Origin of the sequence: Streptomyces sp. AA4, assembly GCF_000158875.1 — a bacterium.
Classification (GTDB): Bacteria; Actinomycetota; Actinomycetes; order Mycobacteriales; family Pseudonocardiaceae; genus Amycolatopsis.
The window spans coordinates 914,882-940,273 of sequence record NZ_GG657746.1; the positions used below are offsets into that span (position 1 = coordinate 914,882).

Genomic DNA, 25,392 nt, shown 5'->3' on the forward strand with positions numbered 1-25,392 from the left:
AGTTGTCACGCCAGTGGCATGGCTGGTTGGCTATGTTCGGAAGGGATAACCGCTGAAGGCATCTAAGCGGGAAGCCTGTTCCAAGATGAGGTATCCCACCCTATGTGGGTTAAGGCCCCCAAGAGACGATTGGGTTGATAGGCCAGAAATGGAAGCACAGTAATGTGTTGTCGAGTTGACTGGTACTAATAGGCCGAGGACTTGCCCACAAAGATCGCTCGCATCCACTCTACGGTTCTGAAACACCACACCGGTGCCATCCCAGGGGTGGCGGGTGTGTTGTTTCGGAGTGTTTCGGTGGTTTTAGCGTCAGGGAAACGCCCGGTCCCATTCCGAACCCGGAAGCTAAGCCTGATTGCGCCGATGGTACTGCAACCGAAGGGTTGTGGGAGAGTAGGACACCGCCGAACTTAACCAAATAGTCTGGGCCCCGGTCGAGAACCTGAGAAGGTTTTCCCGGGGCCCAGCCTCATTTCATGGACCAAAATCAAGGCCCGGACCCGGTCAATGGGTTCGGGCCTTCGTCATGCCCAGGTCACAACGGCAGCCCGCGGCCCCGCACCGGAGACGAGAACACCAGGGAGGTCGTCGTCTCGCCGTAGCGCTGGGCCTGTTCCACAAACCTCTCCAGGTCCGCCGTCGTGCGGCAGTGCACTCGGAGGAGCCAGCACTCGTCACCAGTGACGTGATCGGCGTCGGTGATCTCCGGCAGCGGGAGAATCGTCTCGCGGAACCGCGGGCCGTCCAGGCTTCGCACCCGGACCCGGACGATCGCCTGGATCGGGCGGCCCAGCTTCTCCAGATCGACCCGCGCCGCGTAGCCGGTGATCACCCCGCGCTGCTCCAGGCGGCGCACCCGTTCCGTCACGGCCGGCGCGGACAGGGAGACCCGGCGGCCGAGTTCCGAGAACGTCAGGCGGCCATCGCACTGGAGCAGCTCCAGCAGGTGCCGGTCAACATCGTCCAGGTCCATCGCGGCAACCCTCTCAAAAACTCCAGGTCAACTGCCGTCCAGACCCAGAAAACCCTGGTGAAGACGGCGGAACACCTGGATCTTCCCCTGTCTCACACCAGGATCGGAAGGAGAGGATCAACACCGTGAAACCTCGCATCCTCTCCCTTCTCCACGAACCCACCGAACCCTCCGACGCCGTCGAGTACTTCGGGCGCGAACTCGCCTTCGAAGTCGATCCGGTCGACCTCGCCCAGGACCTCGCCGACGGACGCACCGACGGTTACGTGCTGGTCGAGACCCGCAGTCCGGGGGCCTACGCCGAAGCTCACCTGCCGGGCGCGATCTGCTTGCCGTACCGGGAAATGACCGAGGAAAGCACCCGCGACCTCGACCGGAACCTCGTCTACGTCTGCTACTGCGAGAGCATCCACTGCAACGCCGCCACCCAGGGCGCGTACCGGCTCGCGCGGCTCGGCTTCACCGTGAAACGGCTCTCCGGCGGCATCACGACCTGGCTCGCCCACGGCTATCCGACGGAGGCCGGGGAGCCCGTACCCTGGACGCCGTGACTCGTCTGCTCATCATCCAGCCCGATGCCAGCGACCCGATCGGTCCGCTCGGGGAGTGGCTCACCGAGGCCGGCGCGGAACTCGACGTGCGGCTGCCGCCGGAGCAGGAGCTGCCGTCGAGCCTCGACGGGTACGACGGGTTGATCTGTCTCGGCGGCGGCATGGGCGCGCTCGACGACGCCGAGCACCCCTGGCTCGCGGACGTCCGGAAGCTCCTCGCCGCCGCGGCGGGGAAGGCCGTGCCGACGCTCGCGATCTGTCTCGGTTCGCAGCTGCTCGCCGTCGCGACCGGCGGGCAGGTCGCGGAGGGCGAGTCCGGGCCCGAGGTCGGGCCGGGGCTCGTGTCCAAGAAGGACGCCGCGTGGGTCGATCCGCTCTTCGCGGACATGCCCTTCCTCCCGGACGTCCTGCAGTTCCACCGTGACGTCATCACCGTCCTGCCGCAGAGCGCCGAGCTGCTCGCGTCCACTCCGAAGTACCCGCACCAGGCGTTTCGGATGAACCGCTGTGTCTACGGTGTCCAGTTCCACATCGAGACCACTCCGGACGCTGTCCGCGCCTGGGCCGAGGCGGACCCGGAAATGGCGGAACTCACCCGTCCGGGCGCGCTGGAGGAGGAGTCGCTGATCACTGCGCACGCGGAAATCGCCGAGACGTGGCGTCCGTTCGCGCGCCGGTTCGTCCAGTTGGCCGCCGGTCAGCTGGAGGCGGCTCCGGAAAGTCAACGCCAGTTGCCGCTGGCTTAACGGCTGATGTCGGAATCACTTACGGCGAGTTAACGGTTCACCCAAACGGTCAGGTACCTTGCGAGAGGTATTTCCGTAGGGTTCGGAGGTCGGGGTGGACCCCTCGCTGCTCGTTGTCGTCGTGATCTGCACGGCGCTGGTTTTCGATTTCACCAACGGCTTCCACGACACGGCGAACGCGATGGCGACTTCGATCGCCACCGGAGCACTCCGGCCCCGCGTCGCCGTCGCGATCTCCGCGGTGCTCAACCTGGCCGGCGCGTTCCTGTCGGTCGAGGTCGCGAAAACGATTTCCAGCGGTCTCGTCGACGAGACGAGGATCGGGCCCGCCATCGTGTTCGGCGGGCTCATCGGGGCGATCGTCTGGAACCTCTTCACCTGGTACGTCGGCCTGCCGTCGAGTTCGTCGCACGCGCTGTTCGGCGGCCTGATCGGCGCGACCTGGGTGTCGGCAGGAGCGGACTCCGTCCACTTCGGCAAGATCGTGGACAAGGTGCTCATTCCGGCCGCCGCGTCGCCGGTGATCGCGGGAGTGGCGGCGGCCGCGGTCACCTACCTCGTCTACCGGTTCCTGGTGCGCAAGCGCGGCGGCCGCGGATTCCGGGTCGGACAGATCGTTTCCGCGTCGCTGGTCTCGCTCGCGCACGGCACCAACGACGCGCAGAAGACCATGGGCGTCATCACCCTGACGCTCGTCGCGGCCGGCAGCCTCCCCGCCGGGTCCGCGCCGCCGGTCTGGGTGATCGTCAGCGCCGCGTCCGCGCTCGCGCTCGGCACGTACCTCGGCGGCTGGCGGATCACCCACACCCTCGGCAAGGGCCTTACCGACATCGAAGGCCCGCAGGGCTTTTCCGCGCAGACCAGCAGCGCGGTCGTGATCCTGCTGTCCTCGCACCTCGGTTTCCCGCTGTCGACCACGCACGTCTGCTCGGGCGGCATCATCGGCTCCGGCGTCGGCCGCCGCGAGGCCCCGGTGCGCTGGCGGATGGCAGGCCGGATGGTGCTCGCGTGGCTGTTCACGCTGCCCGCGGCGGCGATCGTCGGCGCGGCGGCGGGCAAGATCGCCTCGCTCGGCGAGGCCGGAACCATCGCGGTCGGCGTCGCCGGTCTTCTCTTCGCGGCCGGGATCTACCTCCTTTCCCGCCGCAAGCCCGTCACCGCGCACAGCTTCCAGGTCCCCGAACCCTCCGCCGCCGACACCGAACCGGACCGCCTGGCTGCCTGAACCGGCCCGGGTCCGGCTACGGTGTGAGCGATGGCAGAGCGCGCGCGGACCACAGCTTCGGCGGCCAGGTACGGCTTCACCGACACCCGGGCCGACGGTCAACTGCGCGCGGCGGGCTGGTGGACCGAAGGCGGACCAGCCGAAGGCGCCACGGACGTCCTCCTCGCTCTCTCCCGTGCCGCGGATCCGGATCTCGCGCTGGCCGGGCTCGACCGCATCCGCGAAGCCGACGAACCCGGTTGGCCAGACCTGGACAGCACGCTTCGCGAGAACCGCACCTTCCGCGGTCGGCTCCTGGGCGTGCTCGGCACCTCCACCGCGTTGGCGGACTTCCTCGTCGCGAATCCAGGCGAGTGGCGCTGTCTCGCGGACAACCGCTGCACGGACCCGGCGAAGTTCGCGGAACGCCTGCTCGAGCGCGTCCGGCAGGACGACGGGACGTACCTCACCGGGACCGCTGCCGAACAGGCGCTGCGGGCCGGCTACCGCGGGCTGCTGCTCGGGATCGCCGCCGCGGACCTCGGCCACCTCGTCGAGCCCGGGTTGGAGCACCCGCAGTTCCGGGATGTGGCCAGCGAACTGACGACGCTCGCCGAGGCCGCGCTGCAGGCCGGGCTCGTGGTCGCGGAGCAGGAGGTCGGCGCGTCCGCCGAAGGCACCCTCGCGGTGATCGCGATGGGCAAGACCGGCGGCCGCGAGCTGAACTACGTGAGCGACGTCGACGTCATCTTCGTCGGGGCCGGCGACCTCGGCGTCGCGACCCGGCTGGCCAGCACGATGATGCGGCTGGTCGGCAACGCGTGCTTCGAGGTCGACGCGGCGCTGCGGCCGGAAGGCAAGAGCGGCGCGCTGGTGCGGACGCTCGAAGGACACACCGCCTACTACCAGAAGTGGGCGAAGACCTGGGAGTTCCAGGCGTTGCTGAAGGCGCGTCCGGTGGCGGGCGACGCCGAGTTGGGTCGCCAGTACGCCGAGATGGTCGCGCCGATGGTGTGGTCGGCCGCGGACCGCGAGAACTTCGTGACCGAGGTCCAGCAGATGCGCCGGCGGGTGGAGGAACACGTCGCGTCGGAGCATCTCGAACGCGAGCTGAAGCTGGGCCGGGGCGGGCTGCGGGACGTCGAGTTCGCCGTGCAGCTGCTGCAACTCGTGCACGGCCGGGTGGATCCCGCGCTGCGTTCGCCGTCCACTTTGGAGGCTTTGGCCGCGCTCGGCGACGGCGGGTACGTCGGCCGCGCGGACGCGGCGGAGATGAGTTCGTCGTACGAGTTCCTGCGCACTGTCGAGCACCGGCTGCAGTTGCGCCGGTTGCGGCGGACGCACCTGTTCCCCGCCGCGTCGGACACCGATGAGCTGCGGATTCTCGCCCGCGCCTGCGGAATTCGCGCGGTTCGCGGGCGCAGCCAGGGCGAGGCGCTACTCGCCGAGTTTCGCCGCCACGCGCAGGGGATCCGGCGGCTGCACGAGAAGGTCTTCTACCGTCCGCTGCTGCAGTCGGTGGCGAATGTCCCGACGGAAGCCTTGCGGCTCACCACGAAGCAGGCCGCCAGCCGGCTCGCCGCGCTCGGGTACGCCGCGCCGGAGGGGGCGCTGCAGCACATCAAGGCACTGACCGCCGGGGTATCGCGGCGCGCGGCGATTCAGCAGGCGCTGCTTCCGGTGTTGCTCGATTGCCTGGCCGATACGCCGGATCCGGACGGCGGGCTGCTCTCGTATCGCAAGGTGTCCGAGGCGCTTCAGGACACGCCGTGGTATCTGCGGGTGCTGCGTGACGAGGGCACTGTGGTCGAACGGCTCGCGTTCCTGCTCGGCACGTCGAACCTGGTTCCGGACCTGCTTGTCCGTGCGCCGGAAGTGCTTCAACTGCTGGGAGATCCAGCTCGGCTCACCGGACGTACGCCGGCCGAAGTGGCGACGTCGCTTCGGGCCGCCGTACGTCGTCAGCCGGGGTTGAGCGCTGCCGTCACTGCTGCGCGGTCGCTGCGTCGGCATGAGCTGCTTCGCGTCGCGTGTGCGGATTTGTTGGGACTGCTGGATGTTCCGTCGGTCTGCGAAGCGCTGTCGAGCGTGTGGGTGGCAGTGTTGCAGGGCGCGCTGTCAGCGGCGTACCGGCAACGGCAGGCCGAGCTGGGGCGCACCCCGGCGACGATCGCGGTCATCGGCATGGGCCGGCTCGGCGGGGCGGAACTGGGCTACGGCTCGGACGCCGACGTGCTATTCGTCTGCGAACCGGCCGAAGGGGTTCCGGACGCCGAAGCGCTGCGGTTCGCGTCGTCGGTCGCGGAGACCGTGCGGAAGATCCTCGGCGCGCCGAGCGCCGACCCGGCGCTGATCGTCGACGCCGATCTCCGGCCGGAAGGACGCAGCGGGCCGCTCGTGCGGACGCTGGAGTCGTACCGGGCGTACTACCAGCGCTGGGGCGAGGTGTGGGAATCGCAGGCGTTGCTGCGGGCCCGGTTCGTCGCCGGGGACGACGAGCTCGGCCAGCGGTTCATCGAGATGATCGACCCGCTGCGCTACCCGGAGGGCGGGCTCGACCCGACGGACGCGCGCGAGATCCGGCGGATCAAGGCCCGGGTCGAGACCGAACGGCTCCCGCGCGGAGCCGACCCGACCCGGCACACGAAACTCGGCCGCGGCGGTCTCGCCGACGTCGAGTGGACCGTCCAGCTCCTGCAGCTCCAGCACGCGCACGAGGTGCCCGGCCTGCGGACGACGTCGACCCTCGACGCGCTGACCGCCTTGGCCGACGCGGGCCTGGCCCCGGCCGAATCGGTGGACTCGTTGCGCGAGGCCTGGCTGCTGGCCACGCGCGTGCGGAACGCGACGATGCTGGTGCGCGGCAAAGCAGCGGACGAGGTCCCTGGCTCCGGCCGCGACCTGGCCGCGGTGGCGCGCGTGTTCGGCTACTCGGTGGACGACGACCCCGGCGAGTTCCTCGACGCCTATCGCCGTGTGACGAGGCACGCGCACGCCGTGGTCGAGGAACTCTTCTACGACAACTAGCCTGGACGTCGTGACCGACCGCGAACCGTTCCGCACCCGGATCAAGGTGCGCCACTACGAACTCGACACGCTGGGCCACCTGAACCACGCCGTGTACCACTCGTACGGCGAGGTTTCGCGGCTGGAAGTCTTCGAAGCAGCCGGCGGCAACTCCCTGCACGAAGCGCGCCTCGCGCCGGTGCTGCTGGAGTCGAACATCGTCTACCGGCGAGAGCTGCGCGCCGGCGATGTGGTGGACGTGACCTGCGACGCCTCGTTCGGCGACGGCAAGGTGTTCTGGATGACTTCGCGCATCCTCAAGCTGGACGGAACGCTGTCCGCCGAGATCAAGTGCACGCTGGGGCTGATGGATCTGGAGAAGCGCAAGCTGGTGCCGGATCCGAGGGGGCATTTCGAGCGGGCGGGGATCGATCTGAAGGTGCTGTCCACTTCGGAGTGACTGCGCGTTCGCGGAGCCGCTGTCGCCGCGGTCCCGGCGTCGTGCTGGCCGGATTCGAGCGCGCTCGGAGTCAGCGGCGTTCCGGTCGGCTCGACGCTCTCCGTCGGCGTGGCGGCGAGCAAGAGTTCCGGCACGCGGCCTATCCGAATGCCAGCGCGCGGACCATCGTCGAAACCCCTTGCCGCAGCGGGAAAACCGGTCACTCCAGCCGCATCCCGTGCCACACCAGGTCCACCACTCCCTCCGTCTCCGCCTTCCAATCCCCTTCCGGGGTAAGGAAAAACAGCCCGCCCAGGCCGCGCATCAGCGTTTCCGTTTTCAGGTCCGGGCGGATCGTGCCCGCTTCCGCGTTCGCCTTGCGCAGGGTGTCCAGCGCGGCGAGCATCCGCGCGTACGCCTGCGTCGGCAGTTCGCTCTGCGACGCGCGCAACGCGTTGGCCAGCCCGCGTTTCGTCATCATGTAGTGCGCCAGGTGGTCCACGATCCAGACACGCAACGCCTGATCGGGGGAATGCTGGGCGAGCAATTCGGGCACGATTTCGACGAGCTGGTTCACCTCGCGCTCGTAGACGGCCAGCACCAGCGACTCCGGCGTGGGGAAATGCCGGTACACCGTGCCGACGCCGACGCCCGCTTCCTTGGCGACCGCGTTGAACGACACTTCTCCCGCGCGGCTCACGGTTTCCGCCGCGACCGCCAGGATCCGTTCGTGGTTGCGCCGGGTGTCCGCCCGCCGCGGGCTCACCGGCATCGCGCCTCCCGCGTTGCTTCGCCTGCCTGGCCTGGAGCTACTCCAGCACCACCTGGAGTAGCTCCACTTCGTTGCGTACCGGATTCTAATCCGCTAGCCTCGTTCAAAGCGAGCCAAGCGGATGAATATCCGGTTTACCCCGGCGGCTCGTGTTCCCGAAGGGCCGTCACCACCACCATCACGCCGCAGGACGTCCGCCGCGGACGGGCTGCGGGAAAGCGAACCCTACTGTGGACATTTCCCTTGAAGTCAATGGAAGAACCGAGCAGCTCGGCGTCGAACCGGGAGTGACCCTCCTGGACGCGCTGCGCGAGCGGCTCGGCATCACCGGCCCGAAGAAGGGCTGCGACCGCGGTCAGTGCGGTGCCTGCACCGTGCACGTCGACGGCAAGCCGGTGCTGTCGTGCCTCACGCTCGCGGCCGCCGTGCGCGGTCCCGTCACCACCGTCGAAGGACTGTCCACTGAGGACGAACTGCACCCGGTGCAGCAGGCGTTCGTGGACCAGGACGCGCTGCAGTGCGGGTTCTGCACGTCCGGCCAGGTGATGTCGGCGGTCGCCGCGGTGCGCGACGACGTGTCCGACGTCCGCGAGTTCATGTCCGGCAATCTGTGCCGGTGTTCGGCGTACCCGAACATCGTGCGCGCCGTGGAGCAGGCGAGGCAGGCCGATGCGACCGTTTGAGCTGACCGCGCCCGCCACGGTCGAGGACGCGCTGGGCAGCGCGGGCACCTACCTCGCCGGCGGCACCACCCTCGTCGACCTGATGAAGCTCGACGTCCTCACGCCGCAGCACGTGCTGGACATCAACGACCTGCCGCTGCGGGGCATCGACACCGCGGACGGGCTGCGCTTCGGCGCGCTGGAGCGGATGGGGGACATCGCCGCGCATCCCGGCGTGTACCCGGCGATCTCGCGCGCGTTGCTGCTCAGCGCGTCGCAGCAGCTGCGGAACATGGCCAGCATCGGCGGAAATCTCATGCAGCGCACGCGTTGCTCGTACTTCCGCGACGTCGCGATGCCGTGCAACCGGCGTTCGCCGGGCAGCGGATGTTCGGCGATTTCCGGCGTCAACCGGATGCACGCGATCCTCGGCACCAGCGATTCCTGCGTGGCCACGCACGCCAGCGACGTCGCGGTCGCGCTGGTCGCGCTCGACGCGGAGGTCGTCCTGGCCGGAGCCGAGGGCACCCGCACGGTCGCGCTGAGGGACTTCTACCGGCTGCCGGGCGACACCCCGGAAATCGAGCACGACCTGCGTCCCGGCGAGCTGATCACCGAGGTGCGCGTGCCGCGGCTCGACTGGGCGGAGAACTCGACGTACGTCAAGGTCCGCGACCGGCAGTCGTACGAGTTCGCGCTGTGCTCGGCGGCGGTCGCGCTCGACGTGCGCGACGGGAAGATCGCCGACGCTCGCGTGGCGGCGGGCGGAGTCGGGACGGTGCCGTGGCGGCTGCCCGCCGTGGAGGAGGCGCTGCGCGGCGCGGAGCTGACCGAAGAGGCCTTCGCCGCTGCCGCCGCGGTGGCCGTCGAGGGCGCGAAGCCGTTGTCCGGCAACGTGTTCAAACCTTCGCTGCTGAAGCGGACGATCGTCCGCGCGCTGCTTGAACTGACCGAAGGGAGCCGGGCATGAACGCGCGGCTGGACGCTCCGCGGAAAGTGACCGGCCAGGCCGATTACGCGCTGGACCGCACGTTCCCCGGCATGCTGTACGGGTACATTCTGCTCAGCACGATCGCGCACGGCGAGATCACCGCGATGGACGTGACCGCGGCGAAGAGCGCGCCCGGGGTCGTGCACGTCTACAGCCCGTTCGACCCGCTCGAACTGCACCCGTTCAAGTCCCAGCTGATGGGCGACGTGTGGCTGCCGCTGCACGACCGGGACGTGGTGTTCTACGGGCAGCCGATCGGGCTGGTCGTCGCGGAGACGTTCGAACAGGCGCGGGACGCGGCGGGACTGATCCAGGTGTCCTACCAGGAAAAGCCCGCGCTGACGTCGATGGAGGACGGACTCGCGACGGCGGAGGACGCGCCGGAAAGCCGGGGCAGCGCGCCGTCGATCGAGGTGCTCGCGGACGGCGTCGAGTCCATTGCGGACGCGTTGGCGCAGAGTCCCGTCGTCGTTTCGGAGACCTACCGCACCGCGACGCAGAACCACGCGGCGATGGAACCGCACTCCGCGGTCGCGAAGTGGGACGGCGGCGAACTCACGCTGTACAGCGGAAACCAGGCCAGTTACCTGCAGGCCATGGAAATGGCCGGGGTGCTGGGTGTCGAGCCGTCGGCCGTGCACGCGGTGAACCCGTATGTGGGCGGGGCGTTCGGCGGCAAGGCGGGCACCTCGGCTCCGGCGATGCTGGCCGCGGCCGCCGCCAAGGCCCTCGACCGTCCGGTGAAGTGCGCGCTCACCCGCGAGCAGGTGTTCACGGCGACGGCGAACCGGCCGGCCACCGTGCAGAAGATCGCGCTGGGCGCGGACCGCGACGGCACGCTGATCGCGGTGCAGCACGACTCCTGGTCGGCCACGTCGATGAGCCGGTCCTTTGTGGAGCCGACGTCGCACGGCACCTCGCGCGAGTGGTATGCGACGCAGAACTTGTCGATCAGCCAGAAAATGGTGCCGCTGCACATCCCGCCGGGCACGTTCATGCGCGCGCCGGGGGAGGCATCGGGGTCGTTCGCGCTCGAGAGCGCCATCGACGAACTCGCGATCGCTTTGGACATGGATCCGATCGAACTGCGGAAGCGCAACAGTTCGCTCGCGCCTCCCGGCGTCGACCTGCAGTGGTCGAGCAAGCACCTCGACGAGTGCTACGAGGTCGGCGCGCAGCGGTTCGGCTGGGCGAACCGGTCGCCGCGCGGGCACGTCGACGGCGACTGGCTCGTCGGCATGGGCACGGCGACCGCGATGTTCCCGGGGCTGCGTTTCCCGGCGACGGTCGAGATCAAGCTCAACGCGGACGGGACCGCGGACGTGTCCACCGGCGGCGCGGACCCGGGCACCGGGCTGCTCACCGTGCTGGCCACGATCGGGGCCGAATCCCTCGACATCGACCCGGAACGCGTCACCCCGCACCTGGGCGACTCCCGGTTCGCGCCGGGCGGCATGTCCGGCGGTTCGACCGCGACGGCGAGCACCGGCACCGCGATCATGCTCGCGGCCACCGAATTGCTCGACGAACTGGTGGCGCTCGCCGCCGAGCCGGGCGCGCCGTTCGAGGGCGAGGTCGTCACGTACGCGGAAGGGCTGCTGCACGGCAACCGCGGCACCATGCCGTTCGGCGAACTGCTGCGCGCGATCGGCCGGGAATCCTTGTCCGCCAAGGGATCCTCGGCGCCGGGCGAGGAGATGACGAAGCATTCGTTCAGCTCGTTCGGCGCGCAGTTCTGCGAGGTCCGGGTGCACCGGCTGACCCGCGAGGTGCGGGTGTCGAGGATGCTGGGGGTCTTCGACGGCGGCCGGATCATCAACCCGACGCAGGCGCGGAGCCAGCTGTCCGGCGGCATGATCTGGGGCGTGTCCGCGGCCCTGCACGAGGGTCTGGAAGTGGAGCCGAGCGGACGCCCCGCGAACGCGGACTTCGCGAGCTACCTGCTGCCGGTCAACGCGGACATCCCGGAGATCGACGTCCAGTTCGTCGAGTACCCGGACACCCTGCACAACGCGGTCGGCGCCCGCGGAGTCGGCGAGATCGGCGCGGTGGGCATGGCGGCCGCGGTGGCGAACGCGGTGTGCAACGCGACCGGGATCCGGGTGCGGAGCATTCCGATCATGATCGAGGATCTGCTGGTGGAGTGACCGGAAGTGACCGGGAGGGGGGCGTCCGGGTGCGGACGCCTCCTTGCCCGGGTTGCTCGGGAGTGCTGCTGGCGGTGGCCTCGCGGCGCGGGGCGGGCTTGCGGCTTGGCGGGACGTGCGCCCGGACGCGGGGCCCCGTTAGCGTGCGTTGGGTGCGCCGGAGTGAGCGGTGCGTCAGCGGGTCCGCGCGTGCCGGGGTGCGGTGTGTGGCTGGCTCGGCGTGGTGGCCGGTTGGTGCGCGCTGGGTGTGCCGGGACGAGCGTTGGCGGGCTGCGGTGGGGCGGCGCGTACCGAGGTGCGGTGTGCGGCTGTCGGCGATGTGGCGGCGAACTGTGGTGCGCCGGGGCGTGCGCTGTAGTGCCGCGGCAAGTTGGTGTGCGCCGGAGTGTGGTCTGCGGCGGGCCGGGTTGGTGCGCACGCGGATAGGTTCGTCACCCGGCTGCGTGGTCGGCGAGCGCCGGAATTCTGGAATATGCGTCAATCGATCCACCGCGCAGTGAACACCGCCGAAGTGCACGAGGAGGGGCGACCGGCCAGCGTACGAGTCGTCGATCCGTCCCGGCTCAGCACGCCGCCACTGCGAACCGGACGCAGTTGTGGCTCGGCGCGCGAAACTGCTCCCCAGCCCCATTCGCCCCTTTGTTCACCTCCGGAAAATTGTCCTCAGCTGTGCCGCGCAGGTCTGGCGCGGGCGGGGCGGATGCGTCGCCCGCAGGTCAGCGGCCGGATTCTGCTCGCCATTTTCCCCCTGCGAGAAATTCGCTCGTGTCCTCGCGCACGGGCGGTATGGTTTCGTGGGCACTTGTTCGGGGAGGCTGGCGAATGGACGCAGCACCGGCCGGGAGTGCGGACCCGCCTGGAAGAGGCCGGGTCGGCTCGTATCGGGGATCCGAACCGGGCGTTCCGCTGATCGGCCGGGACGCCGAATTCGCTGTGCTGGCAGGGGCGATCGCCGCCGCGGGGGCCGGGCGCGGGGGCGCCGTTCTCGTGCGCGGGCAGCCGGGGATCGGCAAGTCCCGGCTGGCCGCCGAGGCGATCGGGGCGGCTCGGGCCAAGGGGTTCGCGATTGTGGAGGGGCGGGCGGACCCGTTGTTGTCCGGCCTTTCGTACGCGCCGATCGTCCAGGCTTTCCGCGGCCATCTGAGTGAATCCGCCGGATTTTCTCCGGAGCCCGGTAATCTCGGCGCATTGTTCCCCGATCTGCGTCCGGTTTCGCCGGAAGCCGGGGATCCGGGACTGCAGCGCACCCGGATGTGCGAAGCGGTGCTCGCGGCGACCCGTCAGCTCACGGTCCGCGGTCCGGTGCTGCTCGTGGTCGACGAGCTCCATTGTGCTGACCGGGGGACCATCGAACTGCTGCACTATCTGGGGCGCAACGCGGAGGAACTGCCGCTGCTCGTGATCGGGTGTTTCCGTTCCGGCGTGGACAACGAGGCGCTCGACGCGATGGCGGAGGCGGCCCGGCGGCATCCGGCGGGGCGGCTGCTCGAACTCGCCCCGCTGACCGACCAGGCGGTGCGCGATCTCGTGCGGCACGTCCTGGGCACCCCGCCGCCGCTCGCGTTGCTGCGTGCGGTGACGTCCCGGGCTTCCGGGGTCGCGTTGTTCGTCGTCGCGTTGACCCGGCATCTCGCCGCGAGCCGGATGTGCGGGCCGTTGCCCGAGGTGATCCGGGACGTCGTGCGGGAGCAGATCGGCCGGCTCGGCGAGGTGGACCGGCGGCTGCTGGAGGTGGTCGCGGTCGCCGGGACGCACGGGCGTCCGGAGGTGCTCGCCGACGTTTCCGGGATGGACCTGCCCGAACTGCACGCGACGTTGCGCCGCCTGGTCGGCCGCCGGCTGGTCGTCGAGCAGCAGTCGGAGGTCGAGCCGCACTACCAGGTGGCGCATCCTCTTTACGCCGAGGCGGTTTATCACGAACTCCTGCTCGCCGAGCGACGGGCGCTGCACGCGGCGATCGGGGCGGCGCTGCACCGCGCGGACCGTACGGTCGCGGCCGCGCCGCACTACGCGGCCGGTGGCGACAGCGTTCCGGTGGACCGCGCGATCGAGGCGTTCAGCGCGGCGGGGGCCCGAGCACTGACTGTCGGGGATCTGGACGAGGCTGCCGAGTATCTCTCCGCTGCGCTGCGGCGCGCGCGGGAGGAGCGGCCGGACGCGGTACCGGCGCTGCTCGTTGACCTGGCGCGGTTGCAGCAGGGACGGGGCCGGTTGGACGAGGCCGCTGAACTGTTGCAGGACGCGGTCGCGCTCAGCGAGCGGCGGGGGCAGGACACCGAGCGTCGGCGGGCGTGGCGGCATTTGCAGGCGCTGCTCGAAGTCGAGCGAGGGAACCTTCCGGCGGCGGTCGGGCTGGCCAGGGCCAGCGGGCGCCGTCCGGACACCGATCCGCCGACCCGGTTGCTGGTCCATTGGATCATCGCGTTGCGGCACGGCGATTTTCCGGAACTGGCGGTGATTTCCCAGGAACTCGTCGCGCTTCCGTCCACAAGCGACACTCCGGGCGCGCATTCGGTAGCGCATCTCGGGGCCGGTGCGCTGGCGGCGCTCAAGGGCGACGTCGAAACGGCGGTCGTGGAATTGCGCAGTGCGCTGGAGCTCGCGTTGCGTTGCGGCGACGAGGGGCCGCGGCTCGCGTTCGCGCCGCGGATGATGCTCAACGGGCTGTCGACGCTTCGCGGTGACCTCGTCACGGCGATCCGGGTCGCCGATGTCAGCACGACCCCCGCGGTCCGGCAGTGGCTTCCGTCCGCCACGTGCTACCTGCAGACGATGCTCGCCACCACGCGGTACTTCGCCGGCGACCTGCGCACCGCACTGTCTGAAATGGACAGTGCGGTCGCCGAGGCGCGCCGGGTCGGGCAGGACCGGCTCGTGGGGCGCACCCTCGCCGGACGGGCGTTCGTCCGCGCCGAACGCGGTCACCTCGACGAGGCGGCAGCCGATCTGGCCGACGCGCGGCGGCATTACGACCCCTCGCAGATCGACATGCTCGACGCGTTCGATCTCGCGGCGACGGCGTTGGCGGTGCGGCGCGGGGTAGCGGCGCAGGCTCCGCCGCTGACCGACACGCTGCCGTTCGGCGACACGCAGCTGAACTGTCTTCGAGTCTCCTTCGCCGGATACGCCGCGGTGCAGCGAGGAGATCTGACCGAAGCCGATCGGGTGGCTGGCCTGCTCCGCGAGGCGGGCACCAACGCGCCGGTGCTGCACGCGCTCGCCGACCGGCAGCAGGGCTTCGCCGACGCTGCCCGGGGGAAGGCGACGGAGGCGGTCGAGCGGCTGCGTGGTTCGGCGACCGTACTGCGCGGGTTCGGGATGAATCTTCTTGCCGCGCAAGCGGAACTGGAGCTGGCGGAACTGCTGGACCCGCCGGAGGCGGACGTGGTGACGTCCTCGGCGGCAGCGGCGTTCACCGCGGCGGGGAGCACGCCGTGGCCGGAGCGGATCGTGAAGCAGGAGCATTCGGTGCCGACGCAGCGGTCCGGACCGCTCACCCGGCGGGAGTCGGAGATCGCCGTGCTCGTCGGGGAGGGGCTGTCGAACGCGGACATCGCGTCGGCGCTGTTCCTCAGCGAGCGGACGGTCGAGACGCATCTGCGCAACGTCTATCGCAAGCTCGGGCTCAAATCCCGGGTCCGGCTGGCACAGTGGGTGCGAGATCGCGGGCAGTAGCCCCAAGTGGAATATGCCGAATCGGCCCGTGCGTGCGGCGAGAAGCCGACGCGGTGACGTCGTGGTGACGGAATCCGATCACACTGCCCTGGTGGTCCAGTGATCGGGAGGGGTCCTCGATGGGGCAGCACGTCCGGGTCCCCGCGCCAGTGCAGGCCGAACCTGCGGCGGCAGGCGGGAAACCTCTCGAACCGGACATCCGGCACTTCATGGAGCAGCGTTTCGGCCAGGACTTCAGCCAGGTACGGGTGTATTCGGACCGGACGGCGGCCGAATCGGCGGCCTGGCTGGGCGCGAAGGCGTACACGGTGGGCGAGCGCGTCGTCTTCGGCATCGGGGAATACCGGCCGGAGACGGCCTCGGGCAGGCGGTCTCTCGCGCACGAGCTGGCGCACGTCGTCCAGCAGCGGCGGGGTGGTGGACCGGCGGCGGGGCATGCGCTGGAACGGTCGGCGGATCTGGCGGCGGACGCGGTCGTCGGCGGCGGGCCGGTCCAGGTGTCCGGGGCCAGCGCGCCCGGTCTCGCCCGGCAGGCCGAGCCGGACAGCCGGGTGGTGCTCGCGAATCTCCGCGGCAACCGGGTGTTCGGAGCCGCGCGAGCCGCCGTCTCGGTGTTGTCGGCCCCGCTGAGGTTGCTGGGCTGGGCGATCACCGGGGCCGCGATCGGGATGCGGGCGTCCGGCAATGCCGGCGCGGTGGTCGGGGCGGGTGCCGGGCAGGACACGATGGTGTTCGTCAATCTCGAGTCCGGCGAGGCGACCACTGACGTCATCGGCTACGGCGAACTCGGGGTCGGTGTGACCGCGGGCGGCAGCGAAGCGATCGTCGTGGCGCTCCGGCTCGGTCCGGCCGGCCAGGCGGGGAATGTGTCCGGGGCGTACGCGGGCGGGAGCGTCAACGTCGCGGTGAAACTGCTCGCCGGAGTCGGCTTTTCGGTCAGCACCGGGCTTTTCTCGGGGGAGGAAGGCTGGGTGGCCGCGGCGTTCAGCCTCGGGGCCGAGGCGGGTGCGCGAGCGTCGGGCAGTTACGGCGTGAGCGTGGCGGACACTGTCGCGCCCGCGATCGCAGCGTGGACGCAACGGGTCGCGACTGGGCTGGCGTCCGGCGCACAGACCGCGAGCCTGATCGGACAGGGCATCACCAGCGTGGTGGCGCAGATGTTCGGCAGCGTGCTCGGCATTCTCGACCCGGCCAACTGGAATCTCACCGGGTACACGCCGGCGGAACAACAGGCGTGGCGCGAGTTCGGCGGGTATCTGGCGCGGGTCATCACCAGCACGACCCTCGACCGCTTTCTCGCCGGGGAAGCTCAGGGAGTGCCGGTGTCGCGGCGGATCGCGTCGATCGGGGACGTCGGAGTCTTCATTCGGGTTTCCGAGGCCATCAACGCGCGGTACCGCCGAATGGCTGGCGGCCCGCTGCGGCCGGGTGACGAGATCTGGCCGGCGAACGCGTTCACCGAGCGCACGTATCTCCAGTTCCTTGCCTTCATGCGGGATCAGCGGCTGCTGGCCGGGGCCGGTCCGGAAGGGTCGTTCGCACCGGCAGGGCAGCGTCCGTGAGCGAAGTTACGTGGTAGCACGGATGGCGCGGCGGAGGGCTGGTCACGATCATCGGAGGGCGAGGATCGAGGGGGGTGTCGGTTCGATGGTCGGTTCGCGGACTGAAACGTACGAATCGGGAGAGGTAACGGGAACGGCGTCGGTGCTTGTCGTGCAGACGCTGCCGGCTTTCGCGGTGGACGGCGCGGCCGACGCGCGGCCGCTTTCCCGTGCGGCGCAACGGTTGGTGACTTATCTGGCGTTGCGCGACCGGCCCGTGCGGCGGGCCGAAGTCGCGCACGCGTTGTGGGCGGACTCGTCGGAGGAACACGGGGCGGCGAGTCTTCGCACCACGCTGTGGCGGATCGGCCGGGTGCACCGGGATTTGGTGCGGGCGACGGCTGAGCGGTTGTCGCTGTCGGATACCGCGGCCGTCGACGTGCAGGCCGCGTCAAGTCTGGCGCGTTCGCTCGCGTCCGCCGGCGGGGAGCTTCCCGGCGACAGCGAAGCGGTGATCGGTTTGCTGTCGACCGATCTGCTGCCGGATTGGTACGACGACTGGCTTTTCGTTTTCCGCGAGCGGTGGCGGCAGCTTCGCTTGCACGCGCTGGAATGCCTGGCCGAACGGCTCGGCGAGGCGGGCCGGTTCTCCGAGGCGATCGACGCCGCGCTGACCGCGGTCGATGCCGAACCGCTGCGCGAAAGCGCGCACCGCTGCCTGATCCGCGTGCACCTTCTCGAAGGGAATCGCGGCGAAGCGGTGCGGGCTTATCGCGCTTTGGCGGAACTGCTGCACGACGAACTCGGCGTGCGGCCCAGCCCGGGAGTACGGGCTTTGCTCGCCTGAGCCAGGTGACGGTGCGGTGACGGGGAACCGTTGTACTGCACCGCATGGCAGGTGCGGACCCGGAGCGAATCGCGCTGCACGTCCTTCGGGCGTGGTGCACGTCCGAAGGACAGCTGCGGGTCCGCATCACGACGACCGCGGACGTGCGCACCGACGCGACGACGTCGGAGGTGCTCACGACCCGCGAGCAGGTTCTCGCGTCGGTGGACCGCTGGCTGAGCCGGATCGGTGCGCCGGACAGCGACGTGACGCCGCGGTGACGGAACCAGTGCACGCTCACGACCACGGCCGAGAAAGCCGCGGAGGGAGACGGCCATGCCCATCACGCCCACCTTTCCGGGTGTTTACATCGACGAGCTGCCCAGTGCGGTTCGGACCATCACCGGGGTGCCCACCTCGGTCGCGGCTTTTGTCGGCACCGCACCGCGCGGCGTGACGAACGTGGCGGTGCACATCACGAGCTGGGAGGATTACGAACAGCAATTCGGCGGTCTCGACCCGGCGAGCGACCTCGGTTACGCGGTCTGGCAGTTCTACCAGAACGGCGGCAGCGAAGCCGAAATCGTGCGGGTGACCGGCACCGCGCCGCCGTCGAAGACGTCGGGCGCCCAGCCGGAGGGCGACGAATCCAAACCGCCGGAGAAGGCGCTCGCCGCGACGATCGCGTTGCCGGACGGGCCGATTCTGCACGCGCGCGGAGAAGGCAAGTGGGCCAACGGAACGCTGCTGGCGCGGGTCGACTACCACACGGCCAAGGACGACGCCGAACAGCTGTACAACCTGACTGTCCGCGATCAAGGCAGCAGGGTCACCGAGCAGTACCTCAACGTCAGCATCGATCAGAATTCCCCGCGCGCGCTGAAGAACGTCATCGCGTCCTCGTCGTTGATCGGCTCGGCCGACAGCACCGAGAAGCGGCCGACCGCGCACGATTCCACTGGCCTCGGGGAAGGCGCGGATCCGTTCCTGGACACCACCAAGAAAGACGTCTGGTACACGGCGGCGGACAAGGGCGACGACGGACCGACGCCGAGATCCCAGGACTTCCTCGGCGACCCCGGCCAGCAGAGCGGCATCTACGCCTTGCTCAAGACCGACATCTTCAACATGCTGTGCCTGCCTGGTCCTCCGGGGCTGATCGGCGGGCCCGCGCAGATCCTCGGCCCGGCCCTCGACCTGTGCATCAGCCGCCGGGCGATGCTGATCGTGGACGCGGATCCGGGCTGGACGACGACGAACGCGGTCACCACGGCGGTGAAGGACCCCGATTTCGTGCTGAACAACGAAAAGGGCAGTAACGCGGCACTGTACTTCCCGCGGGTGAAACTGCCCGATCCGCAGCAGGAGAACTTCGTTCGCGAGTTCCCGCCGTGCGGGATGATTGCCGGGACCTGGGCGCGCACGGACGTCCAGCGGGGCGTCTGGAAGGCGCCGGCGGGCACCGAGGCGACGCTGAGCGGGATCAGCGCCCTCACGGTCCCGTTGACTGATCTGCAGAACGGCGTCCTCAACCCGCTCGGCGTCAACTGCCTGCGCGGCCTGCCTTCGGCCGGGAACGTCATCTGGGGCGCACGCACTCAACGCGGCGCGGACGTGCTCGCGAATCAATGGAAGTACCTGCCGGTGCGGCGGTTGGCGCTGTTCATCGAGGAAAGCCTCTTCCGCGGTACGCAATGGGTGGTCTTCGAGCCGAACGACGAGCCGCTGTGGTCGTCGATCCGGCTGAACGTCGGCGCGTTCATGAACACGCTGTTCCGGCAGGGCGCGTTCCAAGGCCGCACGCCGAAGGACGCGTATCTCGTGAAATGCGACGCGACGAACAATCCGCAGAACGACATCGACCGGGGCATCGTCAACATCCTGGTCGGGTTCGCCCCGCTCAAGCCCGCCGAGTTCGTGCTCGTCCACATCCAGCAGCTCGCCGGTCAGATCCAGGTGTAGCAGGAGGCAGACGCCATGTCCGACAGCAAGACGAAGCGGCGCGACCCGTACAAGAACTTCCGGTTCCGGGTGAAGTTCAGCGGCGGCGACTACCTGCTCGGGGTCAGCAAGATCACCGGGTTCAAGCGCAGCACCGAGGTGATCAAGCACCGGTCCGGCGGCGATCCGGCGACCAGCGCGAAACTGCCCGGGCGCACCGAATACGACGCGATCACCCTCGAACGCGGCGTGACCGCGGACAAGGTGTTCGCGCAGTGGGCGAACCGCGTGTGGAGTTTCGCCAACTCCGGGCAGGGGCTGGAGACCTCGCTCAAGGACTTCCGCCGCGACCTCATCGTCGACGTGTTCGACGAGGGCGGCCAGAAAGTGCTGTCCTATCAGGTCTTCAACTGCTGGGTCTCGGAATGGCAGCCGGTGTCCGATTTGGACGCCAACGCCAACGCGGTCGCCGTGCAGCACATCAAGGTCGAGAACGAGGGGTGGGTCGCCGAGGAGGTCGCGGAGCCGCAGGAGACGTCGTTCGAAGATCCGGCGTGATGGCCGCGTTCACCGAAGCGAGCCTCCTGGACGTCTGGGAGGCGGCGGCCGGGCTGAGCGCGGTGCGGCGGGCGCTCGCGCTGGCCGTCGCCGGCGGCGCGGAACCGGCCGAGGTCGGCGATCTCGCGGTGGGCCGGCGGGACGAGTTCCTGCTGGCCCTGCGGGAACGGTGCTTCGGGACCGCGTTTCCGTGCCTGGTGAATTGTCCTTCGTGCGGCGAGGAGCTTGAGCTGGAACTGTCGAGCCGGGAGCTGCGTCCGTCGCGAGTGGACGCTCCGACGGTGGTTGCCGGGTGCGAGTTCCGCGCGGTGACGAGCCGGGATCTGCTGGAAGTCCACAGTAGACAGGAGTTGCTCGAACGGTGTGTGGCTGGCGAGCTGTCGGAGGCAGCGCTCGCCGCGTTGCCGGACGCGCTCGCCGCGGCTGATCCGCAGGCCGACGTTCGGATCGAGCTGGACTGTGCGGTGTGCGGGCATCGCTGGGCTTCGCCGTTCGACATCGCGGCCTACCTGTGGACGGAGCTGGAAGCCTGCGCACGGCGGCTGCTGTATGACGTGCACGCGTTGGCGCTCGCGTACGGCTGGTCGGAGGCGGAAGTGCTGGCGGTGAGCCCGGGACGGCGCCGACGTTATCTGGAGCTGGCGGGGACTGTGGCATGAACGATTTCGTGGACCGGTTGCTGGGCCGGATCGACGCGCCGCCGATCCGGCCGCTCGTGCCGACATTGTTCGAACCCTCGAGTCCGGTGGGGGCGGAACCTGAGCTGCCGATGGGCACGTTCACCGAAACGGCGCCGAAGCCGGGCGCGGCCAAGGAAACCGAGCACGTCCGCGAAGTGTCACTGCCGGAGCGAGTCGAGCGGATTCAGGAATCTCCGGTGCTGCGAACGGAATCGGTGGAACGCGTCCGCGAAGTCCCGATGCCGGTTGTCGAGTCTCGCACGCATACCGACCGCGAGACCGTCTTCAACTCGGAGCGGAGCACGGAATCGTTGCTGGAGCGCGAAGTACGCACCGAACATTCGGAGCGAGAGACGGTGTCGCAGCCAGTCCCCGCCGCAGAACCGGAATCCTTCCCAGAGCCTCCGGAATCATCCCGGGCCGCGCTGGAACGCGTGGTCGAAACGGTCCGCGCGCACCCAGTCGCGCGTCCTCAGCCGGAACGAATACCGCCGTCGCAACCACCGCCGTTGCCGATCCGGCGGCACAACGCACCGGCCGAACCGGACGTGCACATCAGCATCGGCCGGGTCGAGGTCACCGCCCGTCCGGCACCGGGGCCGGCGCCGAAGCCGCGGCAGGAGCGGAAACCGTTGCTGAGCCTGGACGACTACCTCCGGGAGCGGGGATGAGCGACGCCAACGCGATCGAGGCGGTGACCGAGGCGCTGGTCCAGCTGGTCCTCGAAGGCGCGCGCGAGGTCGAGAGCGGCGCGAAGGTCGAGGCGCGGCCGCCGCACGAGACGCCGGGACCGAGCGGCGATCCGCAGCTGAACCTGTTCCTCTACCAAATCGGCATCGACGAAGCGCTGCGCAACGAGGATCCCGTGGGACTGCGACCCGGGGAGCACGGCGATCCGCAGCTGCCGCTCGTCCTGCACTACCTGCTCACCGCGTACGTGCCGGGCGGGGCGGACACGATCGCGCACCGGATGCTCGGCGGCGCGCTGCGGACGCTGCACGAGCACCCGCACCTCAGCCGTGAGCGGCTGCGGCTGGTGCAGTCGCACAGCGATGTCTCGGAGCAGTCCGAGCTGATCCGGCTGACCTGGCAGTCCTTCGCGGAGAAGGACATTTACTCGCTGTGGTCGGCGTTCCAGACCAGCTACCGGCTCACCGTCGCCTTCGAGGCCGGACCGGTGCTCATCGACAGCCGCCGTCCGCCGCGTACACCGGTGCCAGTATTGCGCCGGGGCGCGCAGGACCGGGGCCCGGAAGCGCCGGCCAGTGTCGAATCGCCGTTTCCGCAGCTCACCGCGGCAGTACCGGTCGCGGTCGGCGCCGACGGGCGCGAGCACGAACAGGCGTCGGTCAAGCTTGGCGGACGCGTCGTGCTGCGCGGTGCGCATCTCGATCAGGCGACCGAGGTCCGGTTGGCGCATCCGCTGCTGGTCGCGCCGGTGTCGCTCCCGGTCGTGCCGGGCAGCGCGGCCGAGGTCCGGTTCGAGCTGACGGCGCCGCCGCACGCGTTCCCGGCTGGCCTGTGGTCGGTGGCGCTGGTGTCCGGGACGACGGCGACGAACGAGGTTTCGCTGGCGGTCGCGCCGGAGATCACCAGCCGGATGCCGATGACCGTGCACCGCCACGGCACCGGCGCGGTGGTCCGGCTCGTCTGCCGTCCGCCGGTCCGGGCCGGGCAGCCGGTGCTGCTGGTGCTCGGGTCCCGGTCGGTGCTGGAACGGCGCGCGGTCGCGGCGCTGCCGGAGGATCCGGTGACCGGCGCGGACCTGACCTTCGACGTCCCGGACGCGCCGGTGGGCACCCATCTCGCGCGGCTCCGGATCGGCGGCGTGGACAGCCTGCTGGTCGACCGCACCGGGCCGAAGCCGGTGTTCGACGCCACGCAGACGGTGACGATCTCATGACCTGGGAGACGGCCAACGGACGCTTCCTCGCCGCTTCGCTGGAGTGGCTGCGGGAGGTGCTGCGCAACCCCGGCGAAGCGGTTCCGGCGGACGCGGTCGAGGAAGCCGAGGCGATGAACCCGCCGCCCGCGCTGACGGTGCTGGCCAGGCGGCTCGGGCTGTCCCGGTTCGAGCAGGACACCTTGCTGCTGTGCGCGGCGGCCGAGTTGGACCCGTCGATTGCCGGGCTTTGCGCCGAGGCGCACGGCAACGCGCACATGCCGTATCCGACGTTCGGGTTGGCCCTTCGCGTGCTGCCCGATCCGGCGTGGGAAGCCGTGTCCCCGCAAGGCGGCCTGCGGTATTGGCAGCTCATCGAGGGACTTTCCGGACAGGGCGTCGTGTCCGCGCCGCTGCGGGCCGCCGAGCGTGCGGTGAACTACCTGAAGGGGCTCAACAGTCTTGACGACCGGCTGGCCCCGCTGGTCACCCCGCTGCCGCTGGTTGAGCTGTCGGCTTCGCAGCAGCGAGTTGCCGAGGAAGTCGCGAGCCAGTGGGCGCTCGCCGGTCCGGTGCAGCTCACTGGTGCCGACGAAGCCGCTAAACGACAGGTCACCGCGCATGCTGCCGAGCTGGCTGGGCTCGTCGCGTACCGGCTCCCGGCGGCCGCGTTGCCCGCACAGCCGGTGGAGGCGGACCTCCTGGCTCGGGTTTGGCAGCTTGAGGCCGCGTTGCTGCCGCTGGCGTTGTACCTCGAAGCCGACGAGACGGACGGAGCCAGCGAGTTTCTCGACCGGATCGCCGGACCGGCGGTACTGGCGGTCCGGGAAGGCAAACCGGGTCGCCGGTCGATCGAGGTCAGCCCGCCGACCCCGGCGGAACGGGCGCTGGCGTGGCGGGAAGCGCTCGGGAGCGAGCCGGCGGCGGTCGAGGTGCTGGCCGCGCAGTTCGCGCTCGACCTGCCGAGCATCGCGGCGGTGGCGGCGGTCGCGGGCGCCGATCCGGAGAAGGTGTGGCAGGAGTGCCGCGTCCGCACCCGGCCGCGGCTGGACGGACGCGCGCAGCGGCTCGAATCGACGGCGAGCTGGGACGATCTCGTGCTGCCGGAGCAGTCCCGTCGGTTGCTCGGAGAGATCGCCGACCAGGTGGGCCAACGCACAACCGTGCACGAAACGTGGGGTTTCGGCGATCGCGGACGCGGCTTGAGCGTGTTGTTCACCGGGCCGAGCGGAACCGGCAAAACGATGGCGGCCGCGGTGCTGGCGAACCGGCTGGCGCTGGACCTGTACCGGATCGATCTGTCCACAGTGGTCAGCAAGTACATCGGGGAGACCGAGAAGAACCTGCGGAATCTGTTCGACGCGGCCGAGGGCGCGATCCTGTTCTTCGACGAGGCGGAGTCGCTGTTCGGCAAACGCGGCGAGGTCCGCGACGCGCACGACCGGTACGCCACCATCGAGGTCGACTACTTGCTGCAGCGGATGGAAGCCCACCGCGGGCTGGCGATCCTGGCGACCAACATGCGTTCGACGCTGGACACCGCGTTCCTTCGGCGGCTGAGGTTCGTCGTGGAGTTCGCCTTCCCCGGCTTGGCCGAGCGGAAGCTCATGTGGGAGAAGGCGTTCCCGACCCGGGCACCGTGCGCCGATCTTGATTGCGACCGGCTGGCGCAGCTGCAGACGAGCGGTGCGATGATCCGCAACATCGCGCTCAACGCGGCTTTCCTCGCCGCGGCGGCGGGGGAGCCGATCACGATGGAGACGGTGCTGGCGGCGGCGCGCACTGAGTTCCGGAAACTGGAACTTCCCGTGCCGGAACGCGATTTCCAGCGGTGATCTCGATCCGGATCGAGCGTTTGGTGCTGACCGGGTTGGCCGGGGAGCCGAGTCAGCTTCGCGATGCCGTGCAGGCGGAACTGGCCCGGCAGCTGGCGGACGCGCCGCCTCGGGGGTGGCGGGCGGCGCGGCGAAGGAGGGTCGCGGTGCCGGAACTTTCCGCGGGTCCGCTCGCGGAAGCCATCGCGCGTTCGATCCACCGCGGCATTCGCGAGGTGGCCGGCTGAGCGGTGACGGCTCGGTGACGCGGTCGCGGCACCCTTGGGGGCAAGGCGTTCCGCCGTTCGCTGGGGAGGACTACGACGATGACCACCTTTCCGCAGAGCCTGAATCCCGTCCGGGGCGGGTTCGTGCTGGTGGATCCGGACAGCGGGCGGGCGGCGACGACGATTCCGTTCCAGTACAACCCGGACACGCTCACCCGCACCCTGCAGGTGCAGGGCATCGGCGGGGAACCGGGCGACCGGCTGGAAGCGTTGCGGCTCAAGGGTCCTTCGCACGAGTCATACCGGTTCGAGGCCGAATTCGACGCCACGGCGGCACCCGGGAAATTCCCTGACGGCTTGTTTCCGGTGCTCTGCGCGCTCGAGAAAAGCCTGTCGCCGACGTCCGCCCAACTGCTGAACGAAGACCAGCTGGCCGGGCAAGGACAGCTGGAAATCGTGCCGGTGGAGGCACCGCTGACCGTGCTCGTCCTCGGGCCGAAACGCGTGCTGCCGGTGCGGATCACCGACTTCAGCGTCACCGAGGAAGCGTTCGACGCCGCGCTCAATCCGATTCGCGCGAAGGCGAGCATCACGGTCCGGGTGCTCACTGTGGACGATCTCGGCTATCCGCATCCCGGCGATACGGGGGCGCGCGCGAAGGGCGGAACGCTGTACCTGACTTATCTCCGGCAGAAAGAACAATTCGCCGCTCGCGTCACCAATCCGGTGACCGACGTCGGCGTGCCGACCGTCTAGG

Annotated in this window: 22 protein-coding genes, 1 rRNA gene and 1 other annotated feature (1 of these 24 running past the window's edge); of the genes, 21 read left to right on the forward strand and 2 right to left on the reverse strand. The window is 69.8% G+C overall.

Going from position 1 to position 25,392, the window contains the following annotated elements:
• Positions 1-209, forward strand: a sequence feature (mutual gap in cmsearch alignment for this rRNA model is longer than 100) (it extends 2,874 nt beyond the left edge of the window).
• A gap of 84 nt (positions 210-293) precedes the next feature.
• Positions 294-410: ribosomal RNA gene (gene rrf, locus SSMG_RS04390) — 5S ribosomal RNA — on the forward strand.
• 125 nt (positions 411-535) lie between these two features.
• Here the strand turns inward: rrf and SSMG_RS04395 are convergent.
• Positions 536-973 carry an Lrp/AsnC family transcriptional regulator gene (locus SSMG_RS04395; RefSeq protein ID WP_009073164.1) on the reverse strand — a complete coding sequence of 146 codons (438 nt, stop codon included), beginning with the start codon at positions 971-973 and terminating at the stop codon, positions 536-538.
• A gap of 125 nt (positions 974-1,098) precedes the next feature.
• Here SSMG_RS04395 and SSMG_RS04400 point away from each other — a divergent pair, with 125 nt between their 5' ends.
• The 5 genes from SSMG_RS04400 (at position 1,099) to SSMG_RS04420 (ending at position 6,940) form a co-directional block, all read left to right on the forward strand.
• The gene (locus SSMG_RS04400; RefSeq protein WP_009073165.1) at positions 1,099-1,524 is read left to right on the forward strand and encodes a rhodanese-like domain-containing protein; all 426 of its coding nucleotides are present in this window, start codon (positions 1,099-1,101) and stop codon (positions 1,522-1,524) included.
• Entirely contained in the window at positions 1,521-2,270 is a 750-nt protein-coding gene (locus tag SSMG_RS04405; RefSeq protein WP_037712532.1) for a type 1 glutamine amidotransferase, read from the forward strand. Before SSMG_RS04400 ends, SSMG_RS04405 begins: the two co-directional genes overlap by 4 nt.
• A 94-nt stretch (positions 2,271-2,364) precedes the next feature.
• Positions 2,365-3,495 carry an inorganic phosphate transporter gene (locus SSMG_RS04410; protein ID WP_009073169.1) on the forward strand — a complete coding sequence of 377 codons (1,131 nt, stop codon included), beginning with the start codon at positions 2,365-2,367 and terminating at the stop codon, positions 3,493-3,495.
• 30 nt (positions 3,496-3,525) lie between these two features.
• Entirely contained in the window at positions 3,526-6,501 is a 2,976-nt protein-coding gene (locus SSMG_RS04415) for a bifunctional [glutamine synthetase] adenylyltransferase/[glutamine synthetase]-adenylyl-L-tyrosine phosphorylase (RefSeq protein WP_009073171.1), read from the forward strand.
• A 10-nt stretch (positions 6,502-6,511) separates the two neighbouring features.
• Positions 6,512-6,940: a thioesterase family protein gene (locus SSMG_RS04420; RefSeq protein ID WP_009073172.1), complete on the forward strand. Its 429-nt coding sequence runs from the start codon at positions 6,512-6,514 to the stop codon at positions 6,938-6,940.
• Between the two features lie 199 nt (positions 6,941-7,139).
• Here the strand turns inward: SSMG_RS04420 and SSMG_RS04425 are convergent, their stop codons facing one another.
• The gene (locus tag SSMG_RS04425) at positions 7,140-7,691 is read right to left on the reverse strand and encodes a TetR/AcrR family transcriptional regulator (protein ID WP_009073174.1); all 552 of its coding nucleotides are present in this window, start codon (positions 7,689-7,691) and stop codon (positions 7,140-7,142) included.
• A gap of 230 nt (positions 7,692-7,921) precedes the next feature.
• Here SSMG_RS04425 and SSMG_RS04430 point away from each other — a divergent pair, with 230 nt between their 5' ends.
• From SSMG_RS04430 to SSMG_RS04500, 15 genes are all read left to right on the forward strand, one after another.
• The gene (locus SSMG_RS04430; protein ID WP_037712534.1) at positions 7,922-8,374 is read left to right on the forward strand and encodes a (2Fe-2S)-binding protein; all 453 of its coding nucleotides are present in this window, start codon (positions 7,922-7,924) and stop codon (positions 8,372-8,374) included.
• On the forward strand, positions 8,361-9,323 hold the full coding sequence (locus tag SSMG_RS04435) for a xanthine dehydrogenase family protein subunit M (RefSeq protein ID WP_009073178.1): 963 nt from the start codon (positions 8,361-8,363) through the stop codon (positions 9,321-9,323). Before SSMG_RS04430 ends, SSMG_RS04435 begins: the two co-directional genes overlap by 14 nt.
• Complete coding sequence (locus SSMG_RS04440) at positions 9,320-11,491, forward strand: xanthine dehydrogenase family protein molybdopterin-binding subunit (protein WP_009073180.1); 2,172 nt, start codon at positions 9,320-9,322, stop codon at positions 11,489-11,491. Before SSMG_RS04435 ends, SSMG_RS04440 begins: the two co-directional genes overlap by 4 nt.
• Positions 11,492-12,313: 822 nt before the next feature.
• Entirely contained in the window at positions 12,314-15,166 is a 2,853-nt protein-coding gene (locus tag SSMG_RS04445; RefSeq protein WP_037712536.1) for a helix-turn-helix transcriptional regulator, read from the forward strand.
• Positions 15,167-15,285: 119 nt separating this feature from the next.
• On the forward strand, positions 15,286-16,728 hold the full coding sequence (locus SSMG_RS42215) for a DUF4157 domain-containing protein (protein WP_009073185.1): 1,443 nt from the start codon (positions 15,286-15,288) through the stop codon (positions 16,726-16,728).
• Positions 16,729-16,879: 151 nt separating this feature from the next.
• Complete coding sequence (locus tag SSMG_RS04455; RefSeq protein ID WP_158687989.1) at positions 16,880-17,554, forward strand: BTAD domain-containing putative transcriptional regulator; 675 nt, start codon at positions 16,880-16,882, stop codon at positions 17,552-17,554.
• A gap of 44 nt (positions 17,555-17,598) precedes the next feature.
• Positions 17,599-17,814, forward strand: a complete 216-nt coding sequence (locus SSMG_RS04460) for a hypothetical protein (protein ID WP_009073189.1) — start codon at positions 17,599-17,601, stop codon at positions 17,812-17,814.
• 55 nt (positions 17,815-17,869) lie between these two features.
• Positions 17,870-19,495: a phage tail sheath C-terminal domain-containing protein gene (locus SSMG_RS04465; RefSeq protein ID WP_009073191.1), complete on the forward strand. Its 1,626-nt coding sequence runs from the start codon at positions 17,870-17,872 to the stop codon at positions 19,493-19,495.
• Between the two features lie 15 nt (positions 19,496-19,510).
• On the forward strand, positions 19,511-20,032 hold the full coding sequence (locus SSMG_RS04470; RefSeq protein ID WP_009073193.1) for a phage tail protein: 522 nt from the start codon (positions 19,511-19,513) through the stop codon (positions 20,030-20,032).
• On the forward strand, positions 20,032-20,691 hold the full coding sequence (locus SSMG_RS04475; protein WP_050788111.1) for a hypothetical protein: 660 nt from the start codon (positions 20,032-20,034) through the stop codon (positions 20,689-20,691). Before SSMG_RS04470 ends, SSMG_RS04475 begins: the two co-directional genes overlap by 1 nt.
• A complete protein-coding gene (locus SSMG_RS04480; protein WP_009073197.1) occupies positions 20,688-21,383 on the forward strand; it encodes a hypothetical protein in 696 nt (231 codons plus the stop codon). Before SSMG_RS04475 ends, SSMG_RS04480 begins: the two co-directional genes overlap by 4 nt.
• Positions 21,380-22,615: a DUF4255 domain-containing protein gene (locus SSMG_RS04485; RefSeq protein ID WP_009073199.1), complete on the forward strand. Its 1,236-nt coding sequence runs from the start codon at positions 21,380-21,382 to the stop codon at positions 22,613-22,615. Before SSMG_RS04480 ends, SSMG_RS04485 begins: the two co-directional genes overlap by 4 nt.
• Positions 22,612-24,429, forward strand: a complete 1,818-nt coding sequence (locus tag SSMG_RS04490; protein WP_009073201.1) for an ATP-binding protein — start codon at positions 22,612-22,614, stop codon at positions 24,427-24,429. The genes SSMG_RS04485 and SSMG_RS04490 overlap by 4 nt, the downstream gene beginning before the upstream one ends.
• Positions 24,426-24,656, forward strand: a complete 231-nt coding sequence (locus SSMG_RS04495; RefSeq protein WP_009073203.1) for a hypothetical protein — start codon at positions 24,426-24,428, stop codon at positions 24,654-24,656. Before SSMG_RS04490 ends, SSMG_RS04495 begins: the two co-directional genes overlap by 4 nt.
• Before the next feature lie 78 nt (positions 24,657-24,734).
• Positions 24,735-25,391, forward strand: coding sequence for a hypothetical protein (locus tag SSMG_RS04500; protein ID WP_037712541.1), 657 nt, complete (start codon positions 24,735-24,737; stop codon positions 25,389-25,391).
• Position 25,392: the final 1 nt, after the last annotated feature.

Bases quoted from the DNA above. Each gene is read 5' to 3' on its own strand.
- SSMG_RS04395 (WP_009073164.1), bottom strand. From the start codon at position 973: ATGGACCTGGACGATGTTGACCGGCACCTGCTGGAGCTGCTCCAGTGC.
- SSMG_RS04415 (WP_009073171.1), top strand. From the start codon at position 3,526: ATGGCAGAGCGCGCGCGGACCACAGCTTCGGCGGCCAGGTACGGCTTC.
- SSMG_RS04425 (WP_009073174.1), bottom strand. From the start codon at position 7,691: ATGCCGGTGAGCCCGCGGCGGGCGGACACCCGGCGCAACCACGAACGG.
- SSMG_RS04435 (WP_009073178.1), top strand. From the start codon at position 8,361: ATGCGACCGTTTGAGCTGACCGCGCCCGCCACGGTCGAGGACGCGCTG.
- SSMG_RS04440 (WP_009073180.1), top strand. From the start codon at position 9,320: ATGAACGCGCGGCTGGACGCTCCGCGGAAAGTGACCGGCCAGGCCGAT.
- SSMG_RS04445 (WP_037712536.1), top strand. From the start codon at position 12,314: ATGGACGCAGCACCGGCCGGGAGTGCGGACCCGCCTGGAAGAGGCCGG.
- SSMG_RS42215 (WP_009073185.1), top strand. From the start codon at position 15,286: ATGGGGCAGCACGTCCGGGTCCCCGCGCCAGTGCAGGCCGAACCTGCG.
- SSMG_RS04460 (WP_009073189.1), top strand. From the start codon at position 17,599: ATGGCAGGTGCGGACCCGGAGCGAATCGCGCTGCACGTCCTTCGGGCG.
- SSMG_RS04465 (WP_009073191.1), top strand. From the start codon at position 17,870: ATGCCCATCACGCCCACCTTTCCGGGTGTTTACATCGACGAGCTGCCC.
- SSMG_RS04470 (WP_009073193.1), top strand. From the start codon at position 19,511: ATGTCCGACAGCAAGACGAAGCGGCGCGACCCGTACAAGAACTTCCGG.
- SSMG_RS04475 (WP_050788111.1), top strand. From the start codon at position 20,032: ATGGCCGCGTTCACCGAAGCGAGCCTCCTGGACGTCTGGGAGGCGGCG.
- SSMG_RS04480 (WP_009073197.1), top strand. From the start codon at position 20,688: ATGAACGATTTCGTGGACCGGTTGCTGGGCCGGATCGACGCGCCGCCG.
- SSMG_RS04485 (WP_009073199.1), top strand. From the start codon at position 21,380: ATGAGCGACGCCAACGCGATCGAGGCGGTGACCGAGGCGCTGGTCCAG.
- SSMG_RS04490 (WP_009073201.1), top strand. From the start codon at position 22,612: ATGACCTGGGAGACGGCCAACGGACGCTTCCTCGCCGCTTCGCTGGAG.
- SSMG_RS04500 (WP_037712541.1), top strand. From the start codon at position 24,735: ATGACCACCTTTCCGCAGAGCCTGAATCCCGTCCGGGGCGGGTTCGTG.